Genomic DNA, 15,395 nt, shown 5'->3' with positions numbered 1-15,395 from the left:
AAACCCCACGTCCGCCAGGGATTGTAAATCCCTGTCTCATAGCGAAAGTCATCTGAAGATGACTAGATATCCCCAAAAATATTCAGTCTACTTCAGTAGACTTTAGCTACGAGCCAGAGAATTCATTCTCTGGCGGGTTATGAAGCCCGCAGCGAAGCTATTTCTAGCTGAAGTTGACACCAATGTTCATGAATTGTCCCTACATGAAAATCAGTGTTTCGGCTATTGTTTGCGTAAGTCCTGAGAATAAAAAACCAAAGAGTTAGGATTAGGGAATCAAAGGGAACAATATATACGGAAACATCACATCTATTCATGAAGTCTTTACCATAATCATTTGACTTAAATTTGTGAATGGGGCATTGGGAATTAGGCATGGGGCATTGGGCATGGAAAAGAGGCAGAGAGGCAGGGTGAAGGGTATAGAGGAGAGGAATTTTCCCTTTGCTCCATTCTCCCTGCTCCCTGCTCCTGCTTTTTAAATGATGGATGGATTGTCTGGTGACTATTCACTCCTAAAATTCACCCTTATCTAGAAAAACTAACTAAATAGCAAACTATGAAATCAATTATGGTAGTGGGGACAACATCCCATGCAGGGAAATCACTTTTAACCACAGCTATTTGTCGTATTCTGTCGCGGCGTGGTTGGCGAGTGGCTCCCTTTAAAGGTCAAAATATGGCTTTAAATGCTTATGTCACTGCCAGTGGTGGAGAAATTGGCTATGCTCAAGCAGTACAAGCTTGGGCGGCGGGAGTCGTGCCTTGGGTAGAAATGAACCCAATTTTACTCAAACCCCAAGGGGATATGACCTCTCAAGTAATTATTAAAGGCAGGTCTGTAGGTAAAGTGAGTGCCTCAGATTACTACGAGCAATATTTTGAATTGGGGTGGCGGACAATTGAAGAATCGCTACAGCATTTAGGAACAGAATTTGATTTGCTGGTTTGTGAAGGTGCTGGTAGTCCAGCGGAGATTAACCTCAAGCACCGCGACTTAACTAATATGCGGGTGGCAAAATATTTGAATGCGCCAACAATATTAGTAGTTGATATTGATCGGGGTGGTGCTTTTGCCCACGTGGTAGGCACTTTAGAGTTATTGGAACCAGATGAACGCGCCCTAATTAAGGGTGTAGTAATTAATAAGTTCCGAGGACAGCGATCGCTCCTAGATCCGGGGATAAAATGGTTAGAAGAACGGACAGGTATCCCGGTTATCGGTGTTATACCTTACTTGCAAGAAATGTTTCCAGCAGAAGATTCTCTTGACCTGCTAGAACGTCAATCGTCGTCGAATAAAGCCCAAACGGATCTCAACATTGCCGTTATCCGCTTACCAAGAATTGCCAACTTCACCGACTTTGACCCACTGGAATCAGAAAGTACAGTTTCAGTAAAATACTTAAGTCCTAAGCAAGATTTAGGACATCCTGATGCCGTGATTATTCCAGGCACAAAGACCACAATTGCTGATTTGCTACTGCTGCAAAAAAGCGGTATGGCAGAAGCTATCCAAAACTATGCTGCATCTGGTGGAACGGTTTTAGGTATCTGCGGTGGCTATCAAATGCTTGGTCAAATCATCGCCGATCCAGAAGGAATAGAAGGACAAGCTGGCAGATTTCAAGGGTTAAATCTTTTACCAATTAGAACTGTAATTACAGGACAAAAAATCGCCCGCCAGCGCCAAGTTAGCTCAAATTATCCGCAACAGGGCTTGCCAGTTAATGGCTTTGAAATCCACCAAGGGCGATCGCGCATCGAACAACAAGGCATCGACCCCCAATCCTACCATGCCCTATTTGACGATATTAATTTAGGATTAGTGGATAGTTGTCAATCGGTGTGGGGAAGTTATCTTCACGGGCTGTTTGATAACGGCCCTTGGCGACGGGCTTGGTTAAATCGCCTCCGTCAACAGCGGGGTTTAAAATCTTTGCCCACTGGTGTTGCTAACTATCGAGAACAGCGAGAACAGATTTTGGACTCTTTAGCCACTGAAGTTGAAAGCCATTTAGATTTAAGTCTGTTTTTGTCTTAAGCTAAAATACGTTGAAATGCAAATTTTTTCGTTAAGACCGTCATTAGTCATTTGTCATTGGTCATTTGCAAAGGACAACTGACAAAGGACGAATGACAAGACTAAATTAAATGCGTAACACTGATGATTGTTCGTGTCCGCTTTTTACCAGATGATGTCACAGTAGATGCCGAGGTGGGAGAAGCCCTCTTAGATGTAGCAGACCGGGCTGGGGTATTTATTCCCACCGGTTGTCTCATGGGGTCTTGTCATGCTTGCACTGTGGAGTTAGAGGATGGAGAGATCATCCGCGCTTGTATCACCGCAGTACCACCACGCGAGGAATTAACAATTAATTTGTTTAGCGATCCAACTTGGTAAGGGACTTCCAAGAAATACAGTAGGAGGAAGAAGGCAGGAGGCAGGAGGCAGAAGGCAGAAGTTCTTTAATTTTGAATTTTTTAGCGCAGTGTTAGCGAGTCCGCGTACTCTTACAGAGAAGCAAGCTACGCGCAGCGTCTCGTAGAGAGCGTCATTTTGAATTGATATCTTCCTCATCCTCACACTCAGCACTGAGTAGCGTCAAAGGTAAAAGACTTTGAACGTAGTTTGCGCGATCGCGTCACAATATTTCAAGAAGCCTATATTTTAGAAAAATGTCTGCTAAACACAAAGATAGTAGAAGTACTATGCAATCTCGTGACTGGCCAATTGAGCAACTACCTGGGTTGAGCCACGAGGAACAATGTCAACTGCAAAATTGTGGGATTAGTAGCACAGTCGTACTATTCAAACAAGGGAAAACTCTAGAAGAAAGATTAGTCTTAGCAAATAAACTACAGATTCATCTTCAACATATAAATAAATGGATGGCTTTAGCTGACTTGGCGCGTATTCCTAGTGTAGGTACACAATATTGTGGTTTATTGCTCCATGCGGGTATTGGTTCTGTAGTGCAGTTAGCTCAAACTCCCACTCACAGATTGCACCAACAAATTATGCGCTTGCAAGTAGCAACAATGCAGCGACGAGATTTGTGTCCAGCAATTGAGCTAGTACAACAGTGGAGTCAGCAAGCGAAAACATTAGGGATTGGGGATTAGGGACTGGGGACTGGGGACTGGGGACTGGGGATTAGGGACTGGGGTGATGAGGGAGATGAGAGGACAAAGGGGCAAGGTTAAAGGGAAAAGGATAAAGAAACAAACCCCTTCCCCCTTCCCCTTTACCCTTTTTCATAATCTTCTATGCCCAATGCCCTATTCCCTACTCTTTTGCTAAAACACCATTAAGGAAGATATCAGCGAGTCCTTCGGCCATTTCCTGCATTTGTTGGGGAGAGGCATCAGGTTCTATGATTGTGTTGTTGGAAAAACCTGCGATCGCAAACATTCCTAAAAAAACTTTGGCAACTAGCTTGGCGTCAGTTTGACGATAAATGCCTTTATCCATAGCTGTTTGAAAGAATGCTTCGCCGACATCGGTCATTTTGTTAATGACTTCTAATTGAATGCGATCGCGCAAGTCGGGGTGAAACTGCACTTCCATGAAACAAACGCGCATTAAATCGGCATTTTTTTGAAAATTCCACATCCGACGGCGCATCACCTGAGCTACGGCTTTATAGCTGCCCATTTCACTCAATTCTGTTAGCAAATCGGTGAGAATCTCTACCCAACCATTCGTGGCTACTTCCACCAAAATCGCTTTTTTATTGGGAAAATGACGAAACAGAGTGCCTTCAGCTACACCTGCTGCTTGTGCTAAGTCGCGGGTGGTAGTACCGTCAAATCCTTGAGAGGCAAACAACCGTTGTGCTGCCTGCAAAATCCGGGTGCGCGTCTGAGCCTCTGAAGGCGGGGAAGAATTAAAAACTCGCATAACAGTTATGGTTAGATATCCGGAACAGGACTTGTAGCATTATTGTCTAATGTCAAGTACAAAGACCCACTGAAAGCTTAATACAAGATTAACGCCCTTTTGCTAAGTATCCTGTTATTTAGGTAATGTAACTTTATCTTAATTTTCGCTTATGAACCAGATCAGTCGGTCAATTTTAGATTTTAGATTGGGGATTTTGGATTGGTCAGATCAAGTATCTGTCATATTGCGGCGGTTGTTTGTCACTTTGTTAGCTTTGATCGTTCTCTGGTGGGGATTACTACCAGAAATTGCTCTGGCTCAAACTCAGACAGCACCTCCTCCTCAAGAAACCAAAACTCAAACCCCGCCAGTTGAAAGTTCGATTCAACCTTATCTGGATCGAGTCATAAAGCAGTTAACGGAGTTTCGCCTCGACAATGGTTTGAAATTCCTTGTTTTGGAACGGCATCAAGCGCCAGTAGTTTCTTTTCTTACTTATGCAAATGTCGGTGGTGTGGATGAGCCAGATGGCAAAACTGGTGTAGCTCACTTTCTGGAACATTTAGCATTTAAAGGCACGACGCGCATTGGTACAGAAGACTACAAAAAAGAAAAACCACTATTTGAAACCTTAGAACGGTTAGATGCCCAAATTAAAACAGCAAAAACCGATGGCAAAAAAGATGAGGTTGCTCGGTTAGAAGCTGAGTTTAAGAAAGTGGAATCGCAAGCAGCCAAGCTTGTCAAACAAAATGAATTGGGGCAAATTGTCGAACAAGCGGGAGGCGTGGGTTTAAATGCCAATACATCAACTGAAGCTACCCGCTATCTGTACAGCTTTCCTGCTAATAAGCTGGAACTTTGGATGTCGTTGGAATCGGAGCGATTTCTCGATCCTGTCATTCGTCGTGAGTTTTATAAAGAAAGAGATGTAATTTTAGAAGAACGACGGATGCGGGTAGATAATTCACCCATTGGCATGATGGTGGAAAAATTTATCGATACTGCTTACAAAGCTCATCCTTACAGACGTCCGGTGATTGGTTATGACGAAGATATTCGCAATCTGACACCAGAAGATGTCCAAAAGTTTTTTGATACTCACTACGTACCAAGTAATTTGACCATTGCCATTGTCGGAGATGTCAATCCGGCTGAGGTGAAAAAACTGGCGCAAACTTATTTTGGCCGCTATGAAGCCAAAACCAGAGCTGTTGAAAAAATCCCGGTGGAACCGCCACAACAACAAACACGGGAAGTTACTTTACAACTGCCTTCTCAACCTTGGTATTTAGAAGGTTATCATCGTCCGGCAATTACCCATCCAGATAATGCAGTCTATGAAATCATTGGCAGTTTATTAAGTGATGGGCGCACATCGCGACTGTATAAATCTTTGGTAGAAAAGCAGCGTTTGGCGCTAAATGCTCAAGGTTTTAGCGGATTTCCTGGAGATAAGTATCCAAACCTGATGTTGTTCTATGCTCTCACGGCTCCTGGTCATACAGTTGATGAATTAGCTGTGGCTTTGCGTCAAGAAATTGACAAATTAAAAACTGAGCCTGTAGCGGTGACTGATTTAGAACGCGTGAAAACCCAAGCACGGGCAAGTTTGTTACGTACCCTCGCTTCCAATATGGGGATGGCTCAACAATTGTTGGAATATGAAGTGAAAACTGGCTCTTGGCGGAATTTGTTTAAGCAGTTGGATGATATTTCGGCGGTGACGACGACTGATATTGTGCGGGTGGCAAAGGAGACGTTTACACCGAAAAATCGCACGATTGGTAAGCTGTTGTCGAAAGAAGCATGAGACAATTTTAGATTTTAGATTTGGGATTTTGGATTATCAAAAGCTTGCTGAAGCTACGGTTCGAGGAATTCAAATGTAACGACCAAAAAGTGAAATGGTGTAACAAACAGCCCCAGATGTAGAGAAAGAGAAATATGGAGAATTCAAGATGGTAAAAAAGTCTTTTGCTGGCATAAATGCAAAATTTCGCTTCCGATCAATCCAAAATCTAAAATCTAAAATCCGAAATGTGAAGGGGTTGATTTATGCTTTAGTTGCTGTTTTTGCGTGTTTACTTTTAACTTGTAACTTTTCTCTGGCGGCAACAGCTGAGGCGAAGCATTACACAGAGTTGCAACTGCCACCGCTACCTGAGATTAAGTTACCCAAGTATGAGCGGTTTGTACTCCAAAACGGCTTAGTTGTCTATTTGATGGAAGATCACGAATTGCCGTTGGTGAATGGGACGGCGTTTGTGCGGACAGGAAATCGCTTGGAACCAATGGAAAAAGTTGGTTTAGCTGGTTTTACAGGCGCGGTGATGCGGACTGGAGGAACCAAGAAGCATTCGCCTGATGAACTCAACGAGATATTGGAACAACGAGCAGCTTCGGTGGAAACTAGTATTAGTGAAGCTTCTGGTGGTGCAAGCTTTGACGCACTCAGTGAAGATTTAGAAACGGTATTTGGGCTATTTGCGGAGGTTTTGCGATCGCCAGCATTTGCTCAAGAAAAGCTAGACTTGGCGAAAACTCAGGCTAAGGGTGGCATTGCGCGTCGCAATGACGATCCAAGTGGGATTGCTAGTCGAGAATTTAAGAAATTGATCTATGGCAAAGATAGCCCTTATGCTCGCACCATAGAGTATGCAACAGTGGATCAGGTTGAGCGTGAAGATTTGCTCAAGTTTTATCAGCAATATTTTCACCCCAATAATATGATTTTGGGGATTGTAGGGGATTTTGATTCTAAGAAAATGCGATCGCTCATTCAAGCTAAGTTAGGCGACTGGAACCGCAACCCAGGTGTTGCTAAACCGACATTACCAAAGGTTTTGCCAGCTAATACAGGTGGGGTCTTTTTTGTCAATCAGCCACAACTGACACAAAGTAGTGTGCTTATCGGCCATTTAGGCGGACGGTTTGACAGTCCCGATTATGCAGCGCTGGATGTATTGAATGGAGTGTTAAATGGATTTGGTGGACGCTTATTTAATGAATTGCGATCGCGCCAAGGTTTAGCTTACTCGGTGTATGGCCAGTGGAGTCCCCGTTTCGACTATCCTGGCATGTTTATTGCTGGTGGACAAACGCGATCGGATGCTACCGTCCAGTTTGTCAAAGCCTTACAAAGTGAAATTAAGCGCACCCAAACTCAAAGAGTGACAGCAAAAGAATTAGCTTTTGCAAAAGAGTCTACACTCAACTCCTTTGTATTCAACTTTCAAGACCCCAGCCAAACCTTATCACGGTTGATGCGATACGAATATTACGGCTATCCTGCTGATTTCCTCTTTCGCTATCAAAAAGCTGTCGCCGCCACCACCGCCGCAGATGTGCAACGGGTAGCACGAGAATACCTCAAACCAGAAAAGATCGTGACTTTAGTAGTGGGAAATCAAACCGCTATTCAACCACCATTGACGCAACTAGCAGCACAAGTGACACCAATAGATGTAACGATTCCTGGTTCACAGCCACAGGCGAAGAATTAGTGGCATAGATGTCTAGTAGTCTGTCAATAAATAATTGATGGATAAATTCTCTGTAGAGACGGCGATTTATCGCGTCTTTCTAACCGTCAAAATTAATGTGATAGACCACTAGCGACGCTGCTCAATCACAAATTACAGTCAAACTAAAAATAGAGACGGCGATTTATTGCTGTCTCTATTTTTATGGGATACTCAGCAACATAAATAAATTCCACTGCTATAAAATCGTTTCTTCTTTAGACAAAACTCCCTTAATTTAGTCTTTAAAATTAATCAGTAAAACTTGATTTTCTTTAATTGCATAGCAAAATATAAGAGAGGGTTTTGGATGTCAGGTTTAATCCTATCCAAGGCTATGTAACTGAATATAAATGTATAGCAATGTATTTAGGGAGGCGACCACATGGTTAGGATAACCATATCCGACCTGCATCCTATCGGTGAAGATAAGCAATTCGATGAACTTACCGATCAGGAAATGAAGACTGTAGAAGGTGGTGCTAGAAGAAGGAGAAGAGGCTCACGAACTTCAGTCAGTGATCCATCAGGCATAGTGACCGAACTCAATGATCGTTTTGATAATTGGATGGATATATTAAATAACAAGCTAGGAGATGTACAAACAGAAATTGTTGAGAGCCTCTAATCTTTTTGCAATTACTTTTCAAATTAATTTAGCTTGTGCGCTCTAAGATTAATTAGACTTAGAGCGCATTTTTTTATAATTATTAGCTAAAAAATATGTGCTGTGGGCGCTGCCGACCATTTATAAATCAAGCTTTGAGAAAATGGTAAACGGTATCCGCCTTACAGTTTTGAGAATGGTGTAAGACTCTTATTTAAAACTGCTATATCAAATCAATAAAAATTCCTTGATTGCGCCTTATCCTCGATAATAGCAGCAATTTTCATTGTAGTTTTTATAATTATTCCAATAGTTAATCCAGACTTATTCCTTTGATTTATGTCTTTTTTAGCGAGTTAATAGCCTTGATTTCTCTAAAAGTTATGGATAAAAATTGCATTAACAGTTAAGCAATATACAGCTTAATTGTTCATATCCAACAAGAGTTTGTAGGAAAAATCATGGCTAATATCACACTTTCTGAATTGCAAGTTGGCTCGGTACTGTTCCAAGATTCCGAAAGCTTTCTCACCGACTTGAACGACATGAATGCTGTATATGGTGGTGAAGGTTATGGATTCGATCCATTCTTGGAATATGGAGCCAAGGGATTTGAATTCTCCATCTTAGGCTTGGGTGTCAATAACGTTGTATCCCTAGCTAAGTCATTCAGTGAAGATGTTTAATTTGTAGTTTACTCTCTCACCTAAATGGCTCTTCTAGGGATTAAAGGAAAAAAGAAATATATGTGACATACATGAGTTTTCTTTAAACCACAAATCTAGAAGAGCCAACCAGATTTAGTAGTGTAAAAACGCATTGCAACAAGAGTTTGTAGGAAAAATCATGGCTAATATCACACTTTCTGAATTGCAAGTTGGCTCGGCACTGTTCCAAGATTCCGAAAGCTTTCTCACCGATTTGAACGACATGAATGCTGTATATGGTGGTGAAGGTTATGGATTCGATGAATTACTGGATTATGGAGCCAAGGGATTTGAATTCTCCATCTTAGGCTTGGGAGTCAATAACGTTGTATCCCTAGCTAAGTCATTAAGTGAGGCTGACTAATTAATAGTTAGCTACTGAGTTGCACGGCTCTTTTGTGATAAAAGTTAAAAAAATATATGTAATAAACATAAGGTTTTTCTAACTTAAAATCCAAGAGAGCCAAAAGTAAAAATGCATCGCAACAAATTTTTCAGGAGAAAATCATGGCTAATATCACACTTTCTGAATTGCAAGTTGGCTCGGCACTGTTCCAAGATTCCGAAAGCTTTCTCACCGATTTGAACGACGTGAATGCTGTATATGGCGGTGAAGGCTACGGATACGATCCATTCTTGGAATATGGAGCCAAGGGATTTGAATTCTCCATCTTAGGCTTGGGAATCAATAACGTTGTATCCCTAGCTAAGTCATTCAGCGAAGGGGATGGGTTCTTGTAATATTAGTTAGTAATTACACCTAAGCTATTTAGCTCTTTTGTAAATTAAGTAAAAAAGAAATATATGTATCTGAAAAGCAGAATATTCTTTATTACTAATAAAAGCAAAAGAGCTAGCTAAAAGCAGTAATATCCAACTACATCTCACAAGATTTTTAGGAGTAAATCATGGCTACTATTACACTTTCCGAATTGTATCTATCTGGCTCAGAACTATTCCAAGATTCCGAAAGCTTTCTCAATGATTTGAGTGATGCAAATTCCACCTCTGTTTATGGTGGTCACGGCGCCGGATTTGATCCATTGCTAGATTATGGAATTAAGGGATATGAGTTCGCACTCTTAGGGTTGGGAATCAATAATGTTGTATCCCTAGCTAAGTCATTCAGTGGAACTAGTATTGCTTCTGCAAACAGCACTTGTGGTTAAGAAATTAACTCATAGTTCGATACTAAGCCATCTAGCTTTCCTAATATAAAAGGAAAAACCAGATTTGTGCAGTTAAAAACTATAAAGTTGATTGAATGACGACAAATTCGGCTATCTAAAGCTTTACTACCCACAAGTTTTACTTAAAGACCACAATTATTTTGGGAATTAATCATGACTAAGATCACACTTTTTGAACTGCGTCCCCTTGGCTCAGAATTATTCCAAGATTCCGAAAACTTCCTCACCGACTTAAGCGATATGGATTCTATATCTATAAATGGTGGTGAAGGCTATGGATATGAACAATTACTGCAATATGGCATTAAGGGGTTTGAATTCTCTATATTAGGCTTTGGCATAAATAATGTTGTATCCCTAGCCAAATCGTTCAGTGAAGGTGTTTAATTTGTAGTTCACTAATGAGCTAAATGGCTTTTCTGGTATTAAGAGTAAATAAGTAACTCATGTGCAAAAATTATAATTTTGATTTTGGCATCAGCGCTACCTAGATGCAACTAAATTCAATCCAGTTAGGTTAATACTTGATCCTTCTTAAAAGGAAGGAATTGAGCAAGTATTGAAAGGAGAATGTATCAGGCATTTCGTGAGATGGCATAACACATGAGACTTTTTGAATACTAATAAACCAGGAGAGCCGAGAAAATTTTTCTCAATGATTATTCAGAATTTTTAGTTCTTCGCTACTTGAATCTAATTCACGTTGAGCGTTGGATAAATAATTCTCTGGAATGGAGTAAATGTCAAATATCACAATTTCTGAACTGCGCCCTGCTGATTCAGAAAATTACCTGACCGACCTGACTAATATGGATTCTATGCTTGTATATGGTGGTGAAGAAGATGACTTTACTCAAATGCTTAACTTTGGTGTAAAGAGCCTTGAATTTATGTTACTTTCCTTTGCAATCTACAATAATACGTTGCTAGCAAAGTCATTTAATCCTAATGGGAATGTAACCTAAAAAGATTGCATCATAACCTGATGGTAAATCTGCAATGTATTGATTTGCCATCAACAACTTTTAACTAATCAAATAACTTTAGTGATTCAGCTAGGATTTTTCTGACGCTATGCCACCATTTTTATTAAGTTCTCAAAATGTTTTTAGCTACCTGATTTCTCAAGGTATGTGTACTCAACAAGAGCAGTCTTTGAGTCAAGTCGAGCTAAAACCTGCTAAAAATTTTAACTTGTTACTGACTTTTCCAGATGGACGAAAACTCTTAGTTAAGCAAGAACGTCTCAACCGAGAAGGCAAAACTGCTGGTGAGTTTTTGCAGGAATGGCGAATTCACGATTTTTTCCAAACATTCCCAGAAATCAGCCACATTCGACCTTATTTGTCGGAAGCATTGCATTTTGATGCGGAAAATTCCATCATTGTGTTTAATTATCTGAGCAATTATTGCGATTTGCATGATTTCTACCTGAAGAAGAATTTTTTTCCAACTAAGATTGCGGCGGCAGTTGGTGCGACTCTGGCATCAATTCATCGTCTAACTTTTGACCGTCAAAACTATCGGGACTTTTTTCAAAAGTCTGAGGATGCATCTAATCAAAAAACTCCTGAGCTAATTCGTGGATTGGATAGGATTACTCCGGAAATTTTTGGTAAGGTTCCTGCTGATGGACTGAAATTCTTTACCCTTTATCAACGTTACGACAGTCTGGGACAAGCGATCGCAAATTTAACCAACGCTTTCACTCCTTGTTGTCTAACGCATAATGACCTGAAGTTAAACAATATCCTTCTATTACTCGATTGGGAAGAAGTATTTTTTGATGAGTCGTTCTCAGATGAGAGCATTGTTCGATTCATTGACTGGGAACGCTCTGGTTGGGGAGATCCGGCTAGTGATTTGGGAAAAGCGATCGCTAGCTATTTGCAATTTTGGTTGTATAGTTTAATTACCAGTAAATCCATTGCGATCGAAGAGTCTTTACGCCTAGCAACAACCCCTCTACAAGTTATTCAGCCTTCCATCTCGGCCCTGCTTACTACTTATTTAGCTTACTTTCCCGAAATTTTAGAGCATCGTCCTGATTTCTTGCAACGAGTTGTGCAATTTTGTGGTTTAGCTTTAATTCAAGCTATTCAAGCGGCACTCCAGCACGAAAAAACCTTTGGTAATTCTGGTATATGTATGCTCCAAGTTGCTAAAAGTTTGTTGTGCCGTCCAGAAGCATCAATTCCAACAATTTTCGGAATGCAAATATCAGACCTTGCCCCCGTTTAGGAGAGGATGCGGGGGATGAGGGAGCAAGAGCAGGGAGAAGAGTTTTCCCTTCTGCACCCCGCACCTCTGCCCAATTCCCAATGCCCAATTCCCAAATAAACCTATGCAACTATTAGATTCGCTAGAAACTCAACTACCAGATATTTCAGAGTCATTGCAGACATCACTACAAGACATCATTAATCAACTTCAAATTGAGTCTCACTATTGTATTAGACACCCAGACTATAAACCCTTGGAATTACCACAGGCAGCAGTTACTCGTTTTCAGCAATTACCCTTAGACATCCAGAATAGCTTTTTAAGCGTGCAACTGCGTAATTTTCTCTACGGCATCTATTACAATGGCTCTTTGAAAAGTGCCCTCGCACCCGATGCAGAGGTAACGAATTTGGCACTGAATCAAAATATAGAAAATAACACTTTGTTGGGTGTAGATTTAGCATTTTACGATCGCTTGCATGAAAGCAACAGAGGCGAAGGCTACTGGAGTCCTGATTGGCTGGTAGTGAAAGAAGAAACTGATGGGACTTTGGCAGTTGAGAAAAATGCTTTAATACTGCACATTCAACGCGATATCCATTTGCAGCCAACAGACCAACCTCTTACTGCCGGTAATTTAGTGACGATTAAAATGCCCAAAAATCTGGTGCAAAACGGATTTTATATGGCAGTTGCTAATGCCGGAACTCCCTCAAATCAAGAAAATCTGGTGCGCGTTTATTTCAATTTAACTTCAGAGGGTGCAGTTGCAGTTATGGACAGTTTAACTGCCCAACTCAACGCTATCCCCATTTTCTTTTCATTCAAAGCACTATACAATCCTTCCGATTATGAGCGTTATGACTCAGCAGTGCTTTACTTTGGCAAAAGCAACTACGAAGCTGTTCACCCAGTGTTAGAGAGGGTATATGCAGAACATCAATCCCATTTTGGTGAGCAAGTGCCTTTGTTTACCAAGATGGTAGCACCAGGGATGGCGATCGCTGAAGAACCAGACCGCAAATTTGCTGTTAAAGAAAGTTTTGGCACAAACCGCTGTCAAATTGTTGCCAATGCTTTACTTGAGGCTTGGTATGAAGGTAATGATACGCCAGCAGGACGGATGACATCAATTTTGCGGCATTTCTCTTTGTGCGAAATTGAATTGCAACGTCCCTACCTCAATCCTAACTCGGATGATATCTATACTTCTTTGAATTGGGGATTAGGGACTGGGGATTAGGGACTAGGGACTGGGGATTCATACCCAGTCACAAGTTCAAAAATTCACTTACTCAGCAACGCCGATTTTTACTCATGAATTATATGACTCAAGAATTTTCCACATCTAATGAACTATTAGATAACAAATTTAAATTCAATCATGAAGAATTGGAACACATAGTCAAAGCTGTTTCTGTGGGTAAATATTCCTGGGCTTGTGTTTTAATCCTTCGTTTTAGTGGTTACAATCCTCTAGAATATATACCCTCACGCACCTACATTCGATTAATGAAAAATAACTGGCTACTTAGCAAAGCCAATCGTCGTCAAACTGATAATCGGAATTTAGGACTTTTTCAACTAGAATCAAGCTGGATTCAAATGGGTATCGGCAAAGGTCGTTCCAACGATAGCAGGGAAAAGGGAACAGAGAATAGGGAACAGGCTTAAAAGTCTCTATTCTTACAAATTTTTCTTGATAAATATTAGAAATTTCTAATCTTGCATACATCAATCTGATAGGGACACATAGCTAGCTGTGCGTCCCTACGTTAATGGGTAAATATCCTCAAAAAAAATGCGTAGTTTACCGCCATAGGCATCGCATTTATCAAGCAATGTCTTTCAGTTAACACTTTATCCCTCCTTTTTAAGGAGGGAATTAGAGGTTAAGCCTGTATTAGGATATCTTTAGAGGATTGAGAATTGACAACCTTTGTAAGATTTGTCACTATTTCCAAGGCGGCGATTTGACCTTTTAACCAATTAGCAAATAAGTCTCCCATAATTTGCAGCCGCCGCTGTTCGTCTAGTTGAGGTTTAATGATTTCCTCAACTGCAATTATATGCACTCCTTTGGGAGTAGTTATTGGTTTGAGAATTTGTGGGGGACTCGCAGCAAAGACCGCTGCTGCAATTTCTGGTCTAAAATCGCTGCGGAGGCGTATTCCTTGATATCCTCCAGCACGGCGTATTTCAGTATTTTGAATGTATTGGCGGGCAATTTCTTGAAAACTAATTTCATTTTCTTGCAGCGCGTAGAACAGTTCTAGAGCTAAATCTTCGTCATCTAATACGACTTCGTATGTCACTGCTCCAACATAATCGAGTTGGTGTGCATAGAAAAATGATTCGACTTTTTCTGCAAATAAATGATTTGCCAATTTAGCAGATATTAGATTGGTTTCAGCTATTGCTTCAAAGTCGTCTAAAGAAAGATGATATTTGTCTAACCATGCCCAGGTATCTTCTGCTTTGATAAGTTGGTTGGCTAAACGCAGGCTATCTGCTGCATTTTGCAGTTCTTCTAAACCAATTTCAATACCTGCCTTTTTAGCTTCATCTTCAACAATTTTCCGAGTTGCGATCGCCTCCAATACGCTAGGGATTTGGCAAGAAAGCTTTATGTGGTCAAGAATATCATCAGGAGAAACAGTCAATAGTTTTGACATATTCTAACTCCTCCAATTAGTAACCTAAATTAATAGGGTGGTTTCAATTTTAGCAAGATAATAATAATTGCATCTCTCTTATATTTTTAGATGCAATTATTATTGCCTTTATATAATAATAACTCGAATATTTTATCTGATGTAATCAAAAGGTATATATTGTATAATATAAATTATATTTATTTTTTCAATAAATCAGTGTAGCAAAAAAAGATGGAAAAGAATTCAGAAGCCAGAAATAAATAGCTAAAAAGAAACAATAAAACTACAATATTTATCTAATGAAAATCTAGTAATACTTGATACCAATTTAATGTGAAGCTGCATAAAAAATTGGTATTACACAAATTAAATCGCAAGACTCAGATCCCCAAATTATTACTGAATTTGGGGATCTGAGTCTTGCAAACGAATTAAGTAGGGCTATATGCTAAGGATCGTGGATTTAATAACCTGTGTAGGTTGGGTTTCGTGCCCATTGGTGTCAACTTAAGCTAGAAATAACTTCGCTGCGGGCTTCATAACCCGCCAGAGAATGAATTCTCTGGCTCATAGCTAAAGTCTACTGAAGTAGACTGAATAT

The 15,395-nt window shown here is 40.4% G+C and carries 17 protein-coding genes; 15 read left to right on the top strand and 2 right to left on the bottom strand.

The genetic code is table 11. The features are described from left to right. The first annotated feature begins 559 nt into the window (after window positions 1–559). From cobQ to A4S05_RS28100, 3 genes are all read left to right on the top strand, one after another. Window positions 560–2,044: a cobyric acid synthase CobQ gene (gene cobQ, locus A4S05_RS28110; protein ID WP_069073077.1), complete on the top strand. Its 1,485-nt coding sequence runs from the start codon at window positions 560–562 to the stop codon at window positions 2,042–2,044. A gap of 123 nt (window positions 2,045–2,167) precedes the next feature. Beyond that, the gene (locus A4S05_RS28105) at window positions 2,168–2,404 is read left to right on the top strand and encodes a 2Fe-2S iron-sulfur cluster-binding protein (RefSeq protein WP_069073076.1); all 237 of its coding nucleotides are present in this window, start codon (window positions 2,168–2,170) and stop codon (window positions 2,402–2,404) included. A gap of 275 nt (window positions 2,405–2,679) precedes the next feature. Continuing rightward, on the top strand, window positions 2,680–3,126 hold the full coding sequence (locus A4S05_RS28100) for a DUF4332 domain-containing protein (RefSeq protein ID WP_069073075.1): 447 nt from the start codon (window positions 2,680–2,682) through the stop codon (window positions 3,124–3,126). A gap of 163 nt (window positions 3,127–3,289) precedes the next feature. On the opposite strand, the gene A4S05_RS28095 is transcribed toward A4S05_RS28100, so the two are convergent. Continuing rightward, entirely contained in the window at window positions 3,290–3,904 is a 615-nt protein-coding gene (locus A4S05_RS28095; protein WP_069073074.1) for a TetR/AcrR family transcriptional regulator, read from the bottom strand. 151 nt (window positions 3,905–4,055) lie between these two features. Between A4S05_RS28095 and A4S05_RS28090 the strand changes: the two genes are divergently transcribed. The 12 genes from A4S05_RS28090 to A4S05_RS28035 all read left to right on the top strand — a co-directional run bounded on the left by A4S05_RS28090 (window position 4,056) and on the right by A4S05_RS28035 (window position 13,811). Beyond that, window positions 4,056–5,699 (top strand): M16 family metallopeptidase, encoded by a 1,644-nt coding sequence (locus tag A4S05_RS28090; RefSeq protein ID WP_256091213.1) that lies wholly within the window; start codon window positions 4,056–4,058, stop codon window positions 5,697–5,699. Window positions 5,700–5,847: 148 nt separating this feature from the next. Further along, the gene (locus A4S05_RS28085) at window positions 5,848–7,392 is read left to right on the top strand and encodes a M16 family metallopeptidase (RefSeq protein WP_069073073.1); all 1,545 of its coding nucleotides are present in this window, start codon (window positions 5,848–5,850) and stop codon (window positions 7,390–7,392) included. 403 nt (window positions 7,393–7,795) lie between these two features. Continuing rightward, window positions 7,796–8,038: a hypothetical protein gene (locus A4S05_RS28080; protein ID WP_069073072.1), complete on the top strand. Its 243-nt coding sequence runs from the start codon at window positions 7,796–7,798 to the stop codon at window positions 8,036–8,038. Between the two features lie 440 nt (window positions 8,039–8,478). Then, window positions 8,479–8,703 (top strand): hypothetical protein, encoded by a 225-nt coding sequence (locus tag A4S05_RS28075; RefSeq protein WP_069073071.1) that lies wholly within the window; start codon window positions 8,479–8,481, stop codon window positions 8,701–8,703. A gap of 160 nt (window positions 8,704–8,863) precedes the next feature. Continuing rightward, complete coding sequence (locus A4S05_RS28070; protein WP_069073070.1) at window positions 8,864–9,088, top strand: hypothetical protein; 225 nt, start codon at window positions 8,864–8,866, stop codon at window positions 9,086–9,088. 143 nt (window positions 9,089–9,231) lie between these two features. After that, complete coding sequence (locus A4S05_RS28065; protein ID WP_069073069.1) at window positions 9,232–9,465, top strand: hypothetical protein; 234 nt, start codon at window positions 9,232–9,234, stop codon at window positions 9,463–9,465. A gap of 167 nt (window positions 9,466–9,632) precedes the next feature. Then, window positions 9,633–9,893, top strand: a complete 261-nt coding sequence (locus tag A4S05_RS28060; RefSeq protein WP_069073068.1) for a hypothetical protein — start codon at window positions 9,633–9,635, stop codon at window positions 9,891–9,893. A 174-nt stretch (window positions 9,894–10,067) separates the two neighbouring features. Beyond that, window positions 10,068–10,301: a hypothetical protein gene (locus tag A4S05_RS28055; RefSeq protein WP_069073067.1), complete on the top strand. Its 234-nt coding sequence runs from the start codon at window positions 10,068–10,070 to the stop codon at window positions 10,299–10,301. Between the two features lie 353 nt (window positions 10,302–10,654). Beyond that, entirely contained in the window at window positions 10,655–10,879 is a 225-nt protein-coding gene (locus tag A4S05_RS28050) for a hypothetical protein (protein ID WP_069073066.1), read from the top strand. A gap of 109 nt (window positions 10,880–10,988) precedes the next feature. Next, complete coding sequence (locus A4S05_RS28045) at window positions 10,989–12,155, top strand: phosphotransferase (RefSeq protein WP_069073065.1); 1,167 nt, start codon at window positions 10,989–10,991, stop codon at window positions 12,153–12,155. A gap of 103 nt (window positions 12,156–12,258) precedes the next feature. Next, entirely contained in the window at window positions 12,259–13,380 is a 1,122-nt protein-coding gene (locus A4S05_RS28040; RefSeq protein WP_069073064.1) for a T3SS effector HopA1 family protein, read from the top strand. An 83-nt stretch (window positions 13,381–13,463) separates the two neighbouring features. Further along, on the top strand, window positions 13,464–13,811 hold the full coding sequence (locus tag A4S05_RS28035) for a HetP family heterocyst commitment protein (RefSeq protein WP_069073078.1): 348 nt from the start codon (window positions 13,464–13,466) through the stop codon (window positions 13,809–13,811). Between the two features lie 218 nt (window positions 13,812–14,029). Here A4S05_RS28035 and A4S05_RS28030 read toward each other — a convergent pair whose 3' ends face one another. Further along, complete coding sequence (locus A4S05_RS28030; protein ID WP_069073063.1) at window positions 14,030–14,812, bottom strand: peptidylprolyl isomerase; 783 nt, start codon at window positions 14,810–14,812, stop codon at window positions 14,030–14,032. Between the last annotated feature and the right edge of the window lie 583 nt (window positions 14,813–15,395).

This window comes from Nostoc sp. KVJ20 (genome assembly GCF_001712795.1).
Lineage (GTDB): Bacteria > Cyanobacteriota > Cyanobacteriia > Cyanobacteriales > Nostocaceae > Nostoc.
The sequence above is the reverse complement of the archived record's forward strand: the minus strand, read 5'-3'. Positions and strand labels throughout refer to the sequence as shown.

Excerpts from the sequence above, each read along its gene's own strand:
- A4S05_RS28030 (WP_069073063.1), bottom strand. The coding sequence starts at position 14,812 with ATGTCAAAACTATTGACTGTTTCTCCTGATGATATTCTTGACCACATA.
- A4S05_RS28045 (WP_069073065.1), top strand. The coding sequence starts at position 10,989 with ATGCCACCATTTTTATTAAGTTCTCAAAATGTTTTTAGCTACCTGATT.
- A4S05_RS28080 (WP_069073072.1), top strand. The coding sequence starts at position 7,796 with ATGGTTAGGATAACCATATCCGACCTGCATCCTATCGGTGAAGATAAG.
- A4S05_RS28055 (WP_069073067.1), top strand. The coding sequence starts at position 10,068 with ATGACTAAGATCACACTTTTTGAACTGCGTCCCCTTGGCTCAGAATTA.
- A4S05_RS28065 (WP_069073069.1), top strand. The coding sequence starts at position 9,232 with ATGGCTAATATCACACTTTCTGAATTGCAAGTTGGCTCGGCACTGTTC.
- A4S05_RS28070 (WP_069073070.1), top strand. The coding sequence starts at position 8,864 with ATGGCTAATATCACACTTTCTGAATTGCAAGTTGGCTCGGCACTGTTC.
- A4S05_RS28040 (WP_069073064.1), top strand. The coding sequence starts at position 12,259 with ATGCAACTATTAGATTCGCTAGAAACTCAACTACCAGATATTTCAGAG.
- A4S05_RS28050 (WP_069073066.1), top strand. The coding sequence starts at position 10,655 with ATGTCAAATATCACAATTTCTGAACTGCGCCCTGCTGATTCAGAAAAT.
- A4S05_RS28075 (WP_069073071.1), top strand. The coding sequence starts at position 8,479 with ATGGCTAATATCACACTTTCTGAATTGCAAGTTGGCTCGGTACTGTTC.
- A4S05_RS28060 (WP_069073068.1), top strand. The coding sequence starts at position 9,633 with ATGGCTACTATTACACTTTCCGAATTGTATCTATCTGGCTCAGAACTA.
- A4S05_RS28090 (WP_256091213.1), top strand. The coding sequence starts at position 4,056 with ATGAACCAGATCAGTCGGTCAATTTTAGATTTTAGATTGGGGATTTTG.
- cobQ (WP_069073077.1), top strand. The coding sequence starts at position 560 with ATGAAATCAATTATGGTAGTGGGGACAACATCCCATGCAGGGAAATCA.
- A4S05_RS28100 (WP_069073075.1), top strand. The coding sequence starts at position 2,680 with ATGTCTGCTAAACACAAAGATAGTAGAAGTACTATGCAATCTCGTGAC.
- A4S05_RS28105 (WP_069073076.1), top strand. The coding sequence starts at position 2,168 with ATGATTGTTCGTGTCCGCTTTTTACCAGATGATGTCACAGTAGATGCC.
- A4S05_RS28035 (WP_069073078.1), top strand. The coding sequence starts at position 13,464 with ATGACTCAAGAATTTTCCACATCTAATGAACTATTAGATAACAAATTT.
- A4S05_RS28095 (WP_069073074.1), bottom strand. The coding sequence starts at position 3,904 with ATGCGAGTTTTTAATTCTTCCCCGCCTTCAGAGGCTCAGACGCGCACC.
- A4S05_RS28085 (WP_069073073.1), top strand. The coding sequence starts at position 5,848 with ATGGTAAAAAAGTCTTTTGCTGGCATAAATGCAAAATTTCGCTTCCGA.